General features: G+C 61.7%; 13 protein-coding genes. 6 read left to right on the forward strand and 7 right to left on the reverse strand.

Going from position 1 to position 13,836, the window contains the following annotated elements; all coding sequences use genetic code 11:
- The first annotated feature begins 393 nt into the window (after positions 1-393).
- A complete protein-coding gene (locus ACK59H_RS13915) occupies positions 394-1,110 on the forward strand; it encodes an IclR family transcriptional regulator (protein ID WP_081016652.1) in 717 nt (238 codons plus the stop codon).
- 132 nt (positions 1,111-1,242) lie between these two features.
- On the opposite strand, the gene gstA is transcribed toward ACK59H_RS13915, so the two are convergent.
- The 4 genes from gstA to ACK59H_RS13935 all read right to left on the reverse strand — a co-directional run bounded on the left by gstA (position 1,243) and on the right by ACK59H_RS13935 (position 5,984).
- Complete coding sequence (gene gstA, locus ACK59H_RS13920) at positions 1,243-1,848, reverse strand: glutathione transferase GstA (protein ID WP_060478461.1); 606 nt, start codon at positions 1,846-1,848, stop codon at positions 1,243-1,245.
- Positions 1,849-1,956: 108 nt separating this feature from the next.
- The gene (locus ACK59H_RS13925; RefSeq protein WP_060478460.1) at positions 1,957-3,258 is read right to left on the reverse strand and encodes a nitrate/sulfonate/bicarbonate ABC transporter ATP-binding protein; all 1,302 of its coding nucleotides are present in this window, start codon (positions 3,256-3,258) and stop codon (positions 1,957-1,959) included.
- 9 nt (positions 3,259-3,267) lie between these two features.
- Positions 3,268-4,989: an ABC transporter permease subunit gene (locus tag ACK59H_RS13930; RefSeq protein WP_060478459.1), complete on the reverse strand. Its 1,722-nt coding sequence runs from the start codon at positions 4,987-4,989 to the stop codon at positions 3,268-3,270.
- A 224-nt stretch (positions 4,990-5,213) separates the two neighbouring features.
- The gene (locus ACK59H_RS13935) at positions 5,214-5,984 is read right to left on the reverse strand and encodes an SDR family NAD(P)-dependent oxidoreductase (protein ID WP_060478458.1); all 771 of its coding nucleotides are present in this window, start codon (positions 5,982-5,984) and stop codon (positions 5,214-5,216) included.
- 149 nt (positions 5,985-6,133) lie between these two features.
- Here ACK59H_RS13935 and trbK point away from each other — a divergent pair, with 149 nt between their 5' ends.
- Complete coding sequence (trbK, locus tag ACK59H_RS13940; RefSeq protein ID WP_060478457.1) at positions 6,134-6,313, forward strand: entry exclusion lipoprotein TrbK; 180 nt, start codon at positions 6,134-6,136, stop codon at positions 6,311-6,313.
- Here the strand turns inward: trbK and ACK59H_RS13945 are convergent.
- On the reverse strand, positions 6,301-7,338 hold the full coding sequence (locus ACK59H_RS13945; RefSeq protein ID WP_060478456.1) for a 5'-nucleotidase: 1,038 nt from the start codon (positions 7,336-7,338) through the stop codon (positions 6,301-6,303). The two genes, trbK and ACK59H_RS13945, sit on opposite strands and share 13 nt — an antisense overlap.
- Positions 7,339-7,703: 365 nt before the next feature.
- On the opposite strand from ACK59H_RS13945, the gene ACK59H_RS13950 reads away from it, so the two are divergent.
- Complete coding sequence (locus ACK59H_RS13950; protein WP_409264571.1) at positions 7,704-8,513, forward strand: formate/nitrite transporter family protein; 810 nt, start codon at positions 7,704-7,706, stop codon at positions 8,511-8,513.
- On the opposite strand, the gene ACK59H_RS13955 is transcribed toward ACK59H_RS13950, so the two are convergent.
- Positions 8,510-9,496, reverse strand: coding sequence for a D-2-hydroxyacid dehydrogenase family protein (locus ACK59H_RS13955; protein WP_060478454.1), 987 nt, complete (start codon positions 9,494-9,496; stop codon positions 8,510-8,512). The genes ACK59H_RS13950 and ACK59H_RS13955 overlap by 4 nt on opposite strands.
- A 112-nt stretch (positions 9,497-9,608) precedes the next feature.
- Positions 9,609-10,520 carry a LysR family transcriptional regulator gene (locus ACK59H_RS13960; RefSeq protein ID WP_060478453.1) on the reverse strand — a complete coding sequence of 304 codons (912 nt, stop codon included), beginning with the start codon at positions 10,518-10,520 and terminating at the stop codon, positions 9,609-9,611.
- Between the two features lie 94 nt (positions 10,521-10,614).
- On the opposite strand from ACK59H_RS13960, the gene ACK59H_RS13965 reads away from it, so the two are divergent.
- The 3 genes from ACK59H_RS13965 (at position 10,615) to ACK59H_RS13975 (ending at position 13,779) form a co-directional block, all read left to right on the forward strand.
- Positions 10,615-11,799, forward strand: coding sequence for an MFS transporter (locus ACK59H_RS13965; protein WP_060478452.1), 1,185 nt, complete (start codon positions 10,615-10,617; stop codon positions 11,797-11,799).
- Positions 11,800-11,988: 189 nt separating this feature from the next.
- Entirely contained in the window at positions 11,989-12,699 is a 711-nt protein-coding gene (locus tag ACK59H_RS13970) for a YebC/PmpR family DNA-binding transcriptional regulator (RefSeq protein ID WP_060478451.1), read from the forward strand.
- Between the two features lie 135 nt (positions 12,700-12,834).
- Entirely contained in the window at positions 12,835-13,779 is a 945-nt protein-coding gene (locus ACK59H_RS13975) for a LysR family transcriptional regulator (RefSeq protein WP_060478450.1), read from the forward strand.
- The last annotated feature ends 57 nt before the right edge of the window (positions 13,780-13,836 follow it).

Here is a 13,836-nt window from a genome sequence, read left to right on the forward strand (position 1 = left end):
CGCCGTTGCAAAATAAACCATAATCGGACGTGAGGTGAAGCATAAACTCAATTTTAAGCCCGATTTTTTCTCGTTATCCGCTGCCTGCTGTACATTTTGAGTTGCCGCTTGACGAATAATGGAAATGGCATTTCAAAAAAATCATACCAGTCGTGCCTTTCTGGTCAGCGTTTTGCTGATAAGCGCCAGTCGGAATTCGCCCGCCAGCAGCGGCCGCGCTGCCTGGCAGTTGCGGTTGCCAAGTGCGTACGCCAATTCATCTCCCGAGCCTTCCTGGTTTTTTATCCGTGCGATGGCGCATGCTACGTTGGCGGGGGCAGGCCATTGACGGATAATGCTGTTTTTGGGCCCTTGCCCTGAATTGAGGGTGTCAATCTGTGAGGTTTTGCAAAAATGGTTAAAGCGCGGCCGCGTCCGGCGGTGAATGGAGTGGCATCGGCAGACCGTGTTTTGACTGTGCTGACGGCGTTTCAGATAGGCGATTCAGCGCTCAGCCTTGTAGAGCTGGTCGAGCGTACTGGGTTGATCAAGAGCACCATCATGCGCTTGATGGTGTCCCTGGAAAATCATGGTTTCATCACTCGCATGGCCGATGGCAGATACCAGTTGGCGAGCGAGGTCATGCGTTTGAACACCGTGTACCAGGAGGCGCTCGACCTGGAAAAACACGTGATGCCACGTCTGCACCACTTGGCGGAGCAGTCGGGTGAGACAGCATCCTTCTATGTGCGCCATGGTGCATATCGGATGTGCCAATACCGAGTCAACTCTTCCCATCGGCTGCGCTTGAATCTTCAGCCCGGCGATATGCGGCCTATGGATGAGGCCGCAGGCGCCCAAGCATTACGTGCGCCTTACCCGGTCGGAATCACATTGGATAAGCCATTTTATTCCAAAGGCGCGACCGATCCGCATGCCGCTTCAATGGCCCTGCCCATCTACGGCGCGCAGCAGAAGCTCATGGGGGCGCTGGTGATTTCCGGGCCGGCCAGCCGTTTGACGGAAGACTATGCCGAGAGCCTCAAAGCGATGTTCTTTGAAGCGGCAAATGACCTAATGCGAAGCCTGGGCTACAAGCCTGCGTCTTCAGAGCCCGAAGCGATTAAGTGACCGGGCGACGGGCACCGCGGCAAACGGGGTGCGATCGCCAACGGATCTTTTCATGCCAGGCATGCCATGCCTAGGCCACGAGTTGGCTTGCCCTGGGCCAGCCAACCTCAAGCCACCCCTTGCGCGTGCCGGTCAGCTCAGCCCTTCGGCCTGTAGGGTTTTCTGCACGGCCGGCCGGCTGGCTACCCGCTTGTGAAATTGCGCGACCGCCGGCCAAGGTGTCAGGTCGATGCCTAACATCGGCGCCCAGTTGACGATGGTGAACAGGTAGGCGTCGGCCACGCTGAAGTGTTGTCCTGTCAAAAACGCCTGGCTGTGCAGGGCCGTGTTTACCAGGCCCAAGCGTTTGCCGAAGGTATCCAGGGTTTTTTGCTTGGCCTGGGGGCTGATGCCTGGGTTGAACAGCGCAGCAAGCGTCTTGTGCAGTTCAGTGCCAATGAAGTTGAGCCATTCCTGCACCCGCGCGCGCTCCAGTGAACCCGCCGGGGGCAGCAGGTTGGCCTCGGGTTTTTGGTCGGCCAGGTACTGAACGATGGCAGGGCCCTCGGTGAGCACTTGGCCGTCATCCAGTTGCAGGGCTGGTACATAGCCCTTGGCATTGACCGAATAGAAGTCGGCCCCGCTAGCTGTGGTATGAGCCTTGAGGTCGACTTTTTCGGCGGTGTAAGGCAAGCCCAGTTCGTTCAGCACGATGTGCGGCGAGAGTGAACAGGCACCTGGTGAGTAATAAAGCTTCATGGTTGTCTCCCATTGAGCAAAGGACGGGGCGCAGCAGCGTTAACGTTATGCCACCTACGTGCGATCTCAAGTACGGTGATGACCAATGGTCGATGATCGCGCTGGCGCTTACGGTTCACCGAGCGTTTCGCGTGCGGGGCTTAGACGGCGGGTATGGAAGTCGTACTCGAACAATTCAGCATAGCGCCCCCACTCGATGGCGACTTTGAGTACGCGTTCGGCTTCTTCGGCATCCATCGACTCGGCCAGGCGTTCGAGCACGGCTTTTTCCAGCAACCCCGCAGGCTCCAGGCGCAGGCTATCGAGGATATAGCCGATCAATCTCACGTGGCTCTTGCACTGGCGCGCGAACAAATCCTGGCGCCGTGCCTGGCGTGCAGTGACGTAGTTGCGCCCTTGGCGGGTAAGGCGGATGTCGCCCTCGACGACCTGGGCCAAGCCGAGCAGGCCAAGGGCCTCGTAGATCGGGAACAGCGCCTCGTCAGGCTGCTCGGCTTCCTCGGCCAGGTGAGGCAGGTCGGCTTCGCCGTTGAACGGCTCGCCAGCAATCAGTTCCAGCACGCTTTCCATGCGCGCGATGTCGGCATCAGGTAGCCGGTAGCCCAGTTCAACGGTTGACGGGGCGCCTGCGGCGGCTATTTCTTCAGGGCGTTGGGTCATCAGTGCATAGACCTCGTCGACCAGCCCGCGAACCTGGGCCGAGTCAGCGTTGCGCGGCCGGGGCAGGTCGATGTGCAGCTCGGAGCGAACGCGCCCTGGGTCGCTGGAGAGAATGAGGATGCGGTCAGCCATCATCACGGTCTCCTCGATATTGTGCGACACCACCAGAATGCCGCGAGTGGTGATGCGGCGCTCTTCCCAGAGTTCGAGCATGTCGTCGCGCAAGGTTTCGCCGGTGAGTACATCCAGCGCCGAGAACGCTTCGTCCATCAGCAGCACTTCTGGGTTCATCACCAAGGCACGGGCGATACCCACGCGCTGGCGCATGCCGCCAGACAGCTCACGGGGCAGGGCGCCACCAAACCCGGAGAGGCCGATCAGCTCCAGTGCAGCGTTGGCCAGGCGCTCGCGCTCAGCTCGGTTCACGCCCTGGGCTTCCAGGCCAAGCTCGACGTTTTGCTGCACGGTCAGCCACGGGAACAACGCAAAAGTCTGGAAGACCATGGCTACGCCGTCGACCGGGCCGTGGATCGGCTGGCCGCGGTAGCTGACGGTACCGCAGTCGGCGCCAACCAACCCGGCGATGATCCGCAGCAGCGTCGATTTACCGGAACCGGAGCGGCCGAGCAGGGCGACGATCTCATGCTCGCGCAGTTGGAAGTCGACGCCTTCAAGAATGGTCCGCGGCGTGCCATCGCTGGCCCGAAAGGCCTTGCTCACGCCCTTGAGTTCGATCAGCAGTGGTTTCATGGCAAATCCTCAGCGGCGGCTCTGGGCAAGCACATACAGGCGGCGCCAGAAAAACCGGTTCAGCAGCATCACATAGATGCACATGACCCCTATGCCCAAGGCAATGCGGTGAAAGTCACCGGCGTCGGTCATCTGCTTGATGTAACTGCCCAGGCCGTCGGCGACCAAAGAAGTGTCGCCCCAGCTGACATACTCGGCGACGATGCTGGCATTCCACGAGCCGCCGCTGGCAGTCATGGCGCCTGTCACGAAACTGGGGAGCACCGCCGGCAAGTACACACGGCGCCACTTCAGCCAGCCACGCAAACCCAGGTTGTCTGCGGCAAGGCGCAGCTCGTAAGGGATGGCCGTCGCGCCGGCGACCACGTTGAACAGGATGTACCACTGGGTGCCGAAAACCATCAGCGGGCTCAGCCAGATGTTTGGGCTGAGTTGAAAGTGCACCAGTGCCATGACCACCACGGGGAATAGTAGGTTGACCGGGAAGGCAGCGAGAAACTGGGCCAGCGCCTGGACTTTCTGCGAGTAGCGCGGGCGCAGGCCGATCCACACTGACAGCGGCACCCATATCAATGAGGCAAGGGCAATCAGCAGCATGACCCGGCACAGGGTGATCAAGCCCAGGCCCAGTACATGCAGTGCCTCGCCCCAGCCGACATCCTGGTGCACGAACAGCCCCAAGCGCGCGAAGGCCAATGCACAGGCAAGCACCAAGATGACGTCCCAGGCCTGCGGCCCCCAACCCGGTAGGCGCAGCCACCGGCGCGGCGCTGTACTGCCGTCGCGGCGCACAGGGAATGCGCCGGTAGCCTGTTGTATGCCTTTGGCTAACCACTCGCTCAATGCGCTCAGCCAACGGCTGCGCCGGGCAGCGTCGAGCACCCAGGAGCGCTGCGCGGTGTCGCCTTGTGCGTCTTCGAAGCGAAAGCGGTCGGCCCAGGCCAGCAGGGGGCGAAAAAACAGCTGATCGTAGAGCACGATGCCGGTGAGCATCGCACCGATTGCCCAGGCAATGGCGCCCAGGTTGCGTTGGTCGATGGCCACGGCGATGTAGGAGCCGATGCCAGGCAGCTTGATATCCTGCCCGGCCACCGAGATGGCCTCGGCGGCTACCAGAAAGAACCACCCGCCGGACATCGACATCATCATGTTCCACAACAGGCTCGGCATCGCGAACGGCAGCTCCAGGCGCCAGAAGCGCTGCCACACCGAGAGCCGCAAGACTCGTGCCGCCTCGTTCAGCTCCGCCGGCACGCTTCGCAACGACTGGTAAAGGCTCAGCGCCATGTTCCACGCCTGAGAGGTGAAGATGGCGAAGATCGCCGCGCACTCGACGCCCAGCAGGTTTCCCGGAAACAGCGCGATGAACGGGGCAATGGCGATGGCCTGAAAGCCCAGGATGGGCACCGACTGCAGTACGTCCAACAAAGGAATCATGGCCTTTTCAGCGGCACGGTACTTGGCGGCCAGCGTGGCGAACACGAAGGCGAACAGCAGCGAGATCCCCAGTGCGATGAACATCCGCACGATGGTGCGCATCAGGTAGTAGGGCAGGTAGGCCGGATCGAGTGAAATTGGCAGTGATTGGCCGACCACGAACGGCCGACTCATCTGCATGGCGGCATACGCGGCAAGCACAAGCACCACCAGCACCAGTGGCAGCAGTACCCAGTCCCAGCGATTCGGTACGCCATTGCGCAGGCCTGGCGACGGGTTGAACAGGCGGGCCATGTACAAGTCTCGAGCGTCAGGGTGTGGGAGGGGCCGGTGCCATCACATGAGCCAGTATGGTTCAGGTGGGTGACAGTTCAATGTGCCCAAAGGGTCGGCCTCAGGCAGAGGAAAGTCACGTGAAGGCGCAGTGCCCTTGGGTAACTTTTTTGATAGGTTCGGGCCGCTTCAGAGCCCGCCTTAGCGTCCTATCGGTGGCCCAGCGCGAAGCACTGACCCAAGCCTTACCACTCGATCGCTTGCCCGTCCCACGCCCAGAAGCCCCCGCTGTCTGCGGGCCCGAATCTTTGTACCTGTTCGATCACGCACTGTGCGGCGAATGCCGGGTCGAACAGCTTGCTCGCCGGTACATTGCCTTGAAATGGGCGCGATAGATCGGTGTCGGTTGTGCCGGGATGCAACGCCATAATCGTGGCTGCCGGGTTCAGGCGCCGCAGCTCGATACTTGCGGTGTGCAGCAACTGGTTGAGCGCAGCCTTGCTGGCCCGATAGCTGTACCAGCCGCCCAGGCGGTTATCGCCGATCGAACCCACCCTGGCCGACAGAGCAGCGAAGGTTGCCGGGTTATTGCGCAAGAACGGTAGCAGGTGTTTGAGCAGGAGTATGGGAGCGAAGGCGTTGCTGGCGAAGCTCGCCTGCAGGCTGGCCAAATCCAACTGGGCCAGTGATTTTTCGGGCTTGGCGCCGTCCTGGTGGAGAGTACCCAGCGTACTGATGACCAAGTGAAGGTGGTCGCATTGTGCCTTAAGCTCAGTGGCCATTGTTGCAAGTGCCTGTTCTTCGCGGGCATCGCAATCGATCAGCACCAAGCGCTTGCCATGCTGCGTGGCCAGGCGTGCCAGCGCGTCATTGTGGGTCGCATTGCGCGAGATGGCCCAGAGCCTGCTCACCTCATCGCTTGCCAGCAATGTGCTGCATAGGGCCAAACCGATGCCGCGGCTGGCGCCTGCTATCAGCACATTGGCTTGGCCATCAAGGTTGGGTATCAAGGGCATGGGGCACCTCTTGCAGTTGTAAGCCACTGAGCTTAGCACCGGCCGAACCGTGCTGGCCTGGCATTGAACTCGCGAAACGGCGCGCTACGCTTTGGGCAGCGATGCTTTGTTCTGCAGCCTTTGCCCCCGTCCATTGAGTGAGTGCGCAGATGATTCGCAGCTACCTGCTAATGCTGGTCACCGCTGCCTTGTTGGCGGCCTGTGGCGACGACTCCTCCCACTACGCAGTCTCCGATGAGCATTGCCAGCCCGATCGGCTGAAAACGCTGCCCAACAATCCCAGCCGGGATAGCTTGGTGGAAAAGTGCATGCCGCGTCAGTCGCCCTGAGGCTGTAACTGCGTGCCTGGGGCAAACTGATCTTGAGGTCGCTGTTCGACGAGCGAATCGTTGTGGCGCCTGCTTGGGGCCAATGGCGGGGCGGCAGGCACCTTGTTCGCTATGCCAAACGGCACATGAACCATTGGCAGGTCACCTGCGGCCGAGAACAAATGGCTGCGTTGATCGTCGAAGAACATATGTGGCTTCAAGATCTGAAGCACGCGAGCCTTCTCCATGCCGCCGAGGAAGAATGACTCGTCTGGCGAAACGCCCCAGTTTTTCAGTGTTGTCACCACCCGCTCATGGGCTGGAGCGTTACGCGCCGTGACGATCGCGATACGCAGAATCCGCTTGTACTGCGGGTCCTCTGCCAGCTTGCGGTCTTCGAGTTGGCGTATCAGCGAGAGCTTGCGATACAGGTCTGCCAGGGGCCCAGGTTGGTGTGGGATGGCCTTGCGGTCGCGCTCATGGGCCTGGAACTCACCCAGATCCAGGTGCTGTTTGTACACACTCTCTGCCTCGTCATCGGCGATGACGCCATCGAAGTCGAAGGCCACGCGTAATTCGGAGTCGATTTCGTCATCATAGATGCGCGTGGGCAGCACAAGGCCGGCAGGGTAGTCGGCATCGATGGCGCGCTGCACGTCGCCCTCGTGGGCGCTGAGAAATAGCGAAGCGTTGAACGCGGGGATGTACTCGTAGGGTGAGCGCCCGGACATGAACGCTGCCCGGGTGATATCCAAGTTGTAGTGGTTGATCGAGCGGAACACCCGTAGCCCCGTCTCTGGGGAATTGCGCGAGAGTAGCACCACCTCGACTGGCAGTTGTTCGGGGAAGGCTTGGTTGATGCTCAGGAAACGCCGGATGAACGGAAACGCCACGCCTTTGGGGAAGGGCACGTCGAGGTTTTGTTCCTGATGCAGGCGGTACGCTTCGACGCCTTCGGCTTGATAAATGTCGTCGGACACCGTCAGGTCGAACAGAGCGCTGGAGGCGACGCCGACGACGAGTTTCTGCTCGATGGGGTAGGGCATGGATTGTCCTGGGAAAAACGGGAACAGGCTCAATCATAGGCCAATGCCCCTCCAGGATGGGCGATTTCATATCGGCGCTGCTCGCTGCGCCGCCTGTGCTAAATGACGGTGGGCGAGCCATCCAGATCGCGACGGGCCCTGGCCCGCTCGGCTGAGTCATCAATGCTGTCTATCAACCCATCCACGCTATCAATTTGACTGCGACAACCTGCCTCAGTAACTTGCCCCGCTGTTCGCTGCAACCCAGAGATCATCCGCTTTGCCTTCCTCCTGACCTACCGCCGCCACTCCCCCGCAAACCGTAAATTCACGACCTTCGGCATGCCTTCTGGCATCGCTGTCGTCCCTGCGTTCGAGTCTTTCAAATGTCTGTCAATGCACCCTCCCAGATCACCGAACTCGTTATCGAGGCCGGTACCAAGAAAGCCCAGTTGCCCGCCCGTGCCTTGCTGATTCTGGGGTTTCTCGCTGGCGGCTTCATTTCGATGGGCTTTATCCTGGCCATCCATGTCAGCGCCATGATTCCCGGGCAGTGGGCCTCGCTGGGCAACCTGCTGGGTGCGGCAGTGTTTCCCATCGGCCTGATTTTGGTGATCCTGGCCGGAGGTGAGCTGCTGACCGGCAACATGATGAGCCTGCCTTTAGCCATGTTCGCCGGGCGTATCCGCGTGGCGGCCGTGGCGCGTAACTGGCTTTGGGTGACTTTGGCCAACTTGCTGGGGGCCTTGTTCGTGGCCTACTTCTTCGGCCACCTGCTGGGCCTTACCGAAGGTGCCTACCTGGACAAGACGGTAGCTGGGGCCACGAGCAAGGCCAGCGCCGACTTCGTACATGCCTTCGTTTCCGGCATCGGTTGCAATTGGCTGGTGTGTCTGGCGGTTTGGCTGGCCTACGCAAGCCGGGAGATGAGTGGCAAGATTCTGGGGATCTGGCTCCCGATCATGGCGTTTGTGGCCATCGGCTTTCAGCATGTGGTGGCCAACATGTTCCTCATCCCTGCTGCAATCTTCGCCGGTTACCTGAGCTGGGCTGCCCTGCTGCACAACCTGGTGGCGGTATTTCTCGGCAACGCGGTGGGTGGGGCGATTTTCGTGGGCCTTGCTTACTATGTATCGTTCGGCGCCTCTGCCAAGCACCAGGCAACGGCGCAGTCATCTCAGGCCCCCGCGAACTAAGGCGCAGGGCGAGATGTGTTGAGTGCGTGGGGATTGGCCACGTTCTTCGGAGTGCCCTGGAAAAAGGCCAGTAGGTTGTCGAACGCATCGCCGAAATAAAGCTCGTAGCCGTTCCTTTCCACGTAGCCAAGGTGCGGTGTGCTTAGCACCCGGGGGTGGGTGAGCAGCGGATGGTCAGGGGCTAGGATCGGTTCCTGCTCGAAGACATCCACTGCTGCGAAGCCGGGCCTGCCGGCATCGAGCGCCTGCAGCAGTGCCCCCGGAGCGATGAGTTCGGCACGGCTGATGTTTACCAGCAGGGCATCAGCCTTCATGCGTGACAAATCGGCGAAGGTCACAGCATGGCGCGTGGTATCTGACAAACGCAGGTTCAGGCTGAGGATATCGGCCTCGGCGAAAAAGGCCTCGCGCGACGCCGCCGCCCGATGCCCGTGCGCCTGTGCCGCAGCCCGGCTGGCTTCGCTGCCCCACACCAGTACCGGCATGTCGAATGCCTGGGCGTAGCGGGCCAGGCGCTGGCCAATCTTGCCGTAACCCCAGATGCCCAGTACCTGGCCGGCCACTGCCTGGCCCAGATTGACCTGCCATTGGCCTTGCTTGAAGGCTTCGATCGCCGGCACCAGCTGGCGCCGGGCGTTGAGGATCAGCGCCCAAGCCAGCTCAGCCGGTGCCACCGGCGAGCCACGCCCCTCGGTGACGACGATGCCGCGGGCGGTGCACGCTTGAAGGTCAAGGTGCCCCGCGACCTTGCCGGTCTGGCTGATCAGCTTGAGGTTGGGCAAGCGCTCGAGCAGGGCTGCGTCGATACGGGTGCGCTCACGGGTCAGCACCAGGGCGTCGGCGTTGGCCAGACGTGCAGCCAATGCCTCCAGTGAGGCAGGCTGCCTGTCGTGAAACACGCTCACCTCATGCCCTGCCAGGCGCTTGTAGCAATCGAGTGTGCGGATCACGTCCTGATAGTCGTCTGGAATGGCAATGCGCATTGTCGTAGGCCCTGGGGTTGGTCGTGGCGATGGTGCTGAGAGTTGCGGTTCTGCCACACAGAAGTCAACCATGACCGCCTATGGCCGATGGCGCGTTCAAAGGGCAGCTTACTCAGCCCAATGCCTGGGGCCAGGCTTTGTGGTGCTCCACCAGAAAGTCCACGAAAACCCGCACCCGCGCTGGCATCGCCGACCCGCCCACGAACACGGCGTGCAAAGGCTCCTGGTCGCAAGGGTTGAAGTCCTCCAGAAGCGCCACCAGCTGGCCGCTTTTCAACTCATCTGCCACGGTGAATGTACCAATCCGGGCGATGCCTGCACCCAACCTGGCCAATTGCGCGAGCGCTTCGCCACTGTTGCACTCGATGTTACCCGTTACCTTCATTGAAAAATGCGCTTGCCCGCGGCGAAAAGGCCAATCCGGCGCCGCGCGCCGGAAGTTGAAGCGCAGGCAGTTATGCTTTTCTAGGTCCTCAGGCACTTGTGGCGTACCGCAGCGTGCCAGGTACTCGGGCGATGCCACCACTACCTGGCCAGTGTGGCCTATGTAACGTGCAGTCAGCGAGCTGTCTGGCAGCTGGCCAAAGCGCAGCGCGACATCGGCTTGCCCGCCATGGATGTCAGCGATTTCATCGCTCAGGGCCAGGTCCAACAGCACCTGTGGATACTGGGCGCTGAATGCCGTCAGCAAGGGCACTAGGGTCTGGCGTCCGTGGCCGAGTGCCGCACTGACCCGTAAACGCCCCCGTGGTACCCCTTGGTCGGTGATCGCCTCTTCGACCTCCAGCAGGTCTGCCAGGATGCGCCGGGCGCCGCGCAGATAGGCCTCACCCTCGGTAGTCAGGTTGATCGCGCGTGTGGTGCGCAGTAGCAGGCGAGTCCCCAGGCGCTGCTCGGCACGGGCAACGATGCGGCTCACCGCTGACGGTGTAAGGCCCAGCGCCCGTGCGGCGCTCGACAGGCTGCCGCTTTCGACCACCTTGCAGAACACCTCCATTTCCCCGGATCGACCGTAGTATTCCATTTGTGCCTCCAGCGCAAAGGTGATTGCCAATAAAGCTGTCTAGTGCGCTAAAGGGAGTGATCGTAGCATTCGCGTCATAGATAAGGAGCCTCTCATGCGAATCAATCCCCCCCTTGTGGCACTGGCCATCGGCGCCTTCGGCATCGGTGTCACCGAGTTCGCCCCCATGGGCATGCTGCCCGGTATCGCCGCCGATCTTGGCGTATCCATCCCGGCGGCAGGCCTGTTGGTCAGTGCCTACGCCTTGGGCGTGCTGATCGGTGCCCCCTTGATGACCCTGGCCACGGGCAAAATCCCTCGGCGTTATTTATTGATCGCGCTGATGGCCATCTTCACCCTGGGCAACGTGATGTCGGCGATGGCTACCGACTATCAGAGCCTGCTCTTGGCGCGGGTAGTCACCTCGCTGAACCACGGTGCGTTCTTCGGCGTGGGTTCGGTGGTAGCGGCCAGCGTGGTACCCCCGGACAAGCGCGCAGGCGCAGTGGCGGCCATGTTCATGGGCCTGACCCTGGCGACCATCGGCGGCGTGCCTTTGGCCACCTGGTTTGGCGAACTGCTCGGTTGGCGCACGGCGTTCTGGGGCATTGCCGGCCTTGGCCTGGTAGCGATGGCGTCGCTGTGGTTTGCGCTGCCCGATGTGCCGCTGCCCAAAAGTGCCGGCGTAATGGCCGAAATTCGAGTATTGGGCCGCGGGCCGGTGCTGGCGGCCTTGACGCTCACGGTGGTGGGCTCCAGCGCGATGTTCACTGTGTTCACATACATTGCGCCGATGCTGCACAGCCAGGCACAGGCTTCGACGTCCTTCATCACAGCCATGCTGGTGCTGTTCGGCATCGGCCTGACCCTCGGTAATGTGTGGGGCGGCAAGGCGGCGGATCGCTCGGTCGATCGGACCTTGATCGTTTCGCTGCTGGTGCTGATCGCGGTGCTGCTGGTGCTTCCAGCGACGTTTGGTTGGTCGCTGCCCACGGCACTGGCGATTCTGCTCTGGGGCATTGCCAGTTTTGCCTTGGTGCCGCCCCTGCAAATGCGGGTGATGGATGCGGCAAAGGACGCACCCAACCTTGCATCGGCGGTCAACATCGGAGCCTTCAACCTGGGGAATGCGATCGGTGCTGCGCTGGGTGGCGCGGTGATCAACGCCGGGTTGGGGTATTCGGCGGTCGCTTTCGCCGGCGCTTCGATGGCCGCGTTGGGCTTGGTGTTGACCCTGGCCTGGCGCAACCGCCCGGTCGTCCCCGTTGACCAATCGGTACAGCCCTACAGCCCCTCCTGAACCCTTTGCAGGAAGGTGACCACCACCGGGCGTGAGCGCTGCAGCACGCCAGGGCGGTGACACGTTCGCCTAAGGCGGGCGCGTGCTGGCGATGAGATTACTTGTCGATCCACTGCCTGAGGGCGTATAAACTGCTCCCACTTTTGGCCGGTCGCTTCCTGAACCGGCCGCGGAAACAAGAGAGTCGACATGGGCGCACAGTGGAAAGCCAAGCATAGAGAAACAGCTGCCAACGCCAAAGGCAAGATCATGGGCAAGCTGGCCAAGGAAATTCAGATCGCCGCCAAGTCCGGCGCCGACCCGGACATGAACCCGCGCCTGCGCCTGGCCATCTTCCAGGCCAAGAAAGCCTCGATGACTCGCGAGACCCTTGAGCGCGCGATCAAGAAGGGCGCAGGCCTTGACGGTGAGTCCGTGCAATACCACGCCGTCAGCTATGAAGGTTTCGCCCCGCACCAAGTGCCGCTGATCGTCGAGTGCCTGACCGACAACGTCAACCGCACCGTTGCCCAAATTCGCGTGCTGTTCCGCAAGGGCCAACTGGGGGCCAGTGGTTCTGTAGCGTGGGACTTCAACCACGTTGGCTTGATCGAGGCTACCCCGGAAGGCGACGCCGACCCGGAAATGGCCGCGATCGAAGCCGGGGCCCAGGACTTCGAGGAAGGTGAAGAGGAGGGTTCGACCCTGTTCATCACTGACACCACCGACCTGGATGCGGTGCAGAAAGCGCTGCCAGACCATGGTTTTACCGTGACTTCGGCGAAGATCGGCTATACCCCGAAAAACCCGGTGAGCGCTGCCAGCCTGAGTGCCGAGGCGCTGGCCGAGGTTGAAGCCTTCCTCGAAGCAATCGACGAGAACGAAGACGTGCAGAACGTCTATGTCGGTCTGACCGCTTGATCGCTAAGGGCCGCTCAGCGGCCCATTCGCCGGTGAACCCGCCCCCGCAGGAATGACACAAGCTTTGGTTTTGTGCGGCCCTGCAGGGGCGGGTTCACCCGCTAATGGGCCTGTGCTTTTCAGACGGGAGCTTGCATGAACCCGACTTTCGCCACCCTTAGCCTTGCACACCTGCGCACCCTCGACTGCCTCCTGCAGCTCAAGAATCTCAGCCATGCCGCCGAACGCGTGGGGGTCAGCCAATCGGCCCTGAGCCGGCAGTTGGCTCATCTGCGCGAGGCCTTTGACGACCCACTGCTGGTCCGCCAGGGCCGGGGTTATGTGCTCAGCGAACATGCCCAAACCCTGATCGAGCCCCTGCGCCAAGTGCTTGAAGCGCTTCATGCGCTGCGCCAACCTGCCGTCTTTGATCCAGCGCGCTGCGAGCGCCGCTTTTGCCTGGCCGCGTCGGACTACGTGGCCGAACACATGCTACCGCTGTTGGTGGCTGCGCTGGAGCAGGAGGCCCCAGGCGTGTCCATCGACTTTCGCACTTGGCAGGCCGGGCAGTACGCCTTGCTTGCCAGCGGTGAAATCGACCTTGCTACCACCCTGTTCGACGAGTCGCCACCGAACCTGCACGGTCGCCTGCTTGGCGAAGACCGAGCGGTATGCCTGATGCGCAAAGATCATCCCCTGGCGGCTCTCGAGCAGCTGGGGCAGGACGATTACTTGGCCTGCAAGCATGTGCGGGTCTCTGGCGGCGGCGACAAGGACAGCTTCATCGATCGCCAGCTGCGTGCCCAGGGTTTGCAGCGGCGCATCAGTCTGCAAGTGCCGTTTTTCTCGGCTACGGTGCAGGTGCTCGGCAACAGCCAGGCGCTTGCCACCGTCCCTGAGCACATCGCGCGGCAGTTGTGCCGTTTGCATGGCCTGGCATGGCGACCGTTGGCATTCGTCGAGCATACCCAGCGCTATTGGGTGGTGTGGCATCAGCGCCTACAAGCTTCGGCCGAGCACCGTTGGTTGCGCAACCGAGTGTTCGAGCTGTGGCGGCAGTCGCAGTTCGGCGTGCAGGGCGGTGCTGCGGGTTTGCCATAGCAGCTATGCACGAAGCGGGGTTATTCGCTCAAGCGCAGGGGCCTAGACTGCGGGGTA

The sequence above is a fragment of the Pseudomonas sp. KCJK9000 genome (assembly GCF_046230725.1).
GTDB lineage: Bacteria > Pseudomonadota > Gammaproteobacteria > Pseudomonadales > Pseudomonadaceae > Aquipseudomonas > Aquipseudomonas promysalinigenes.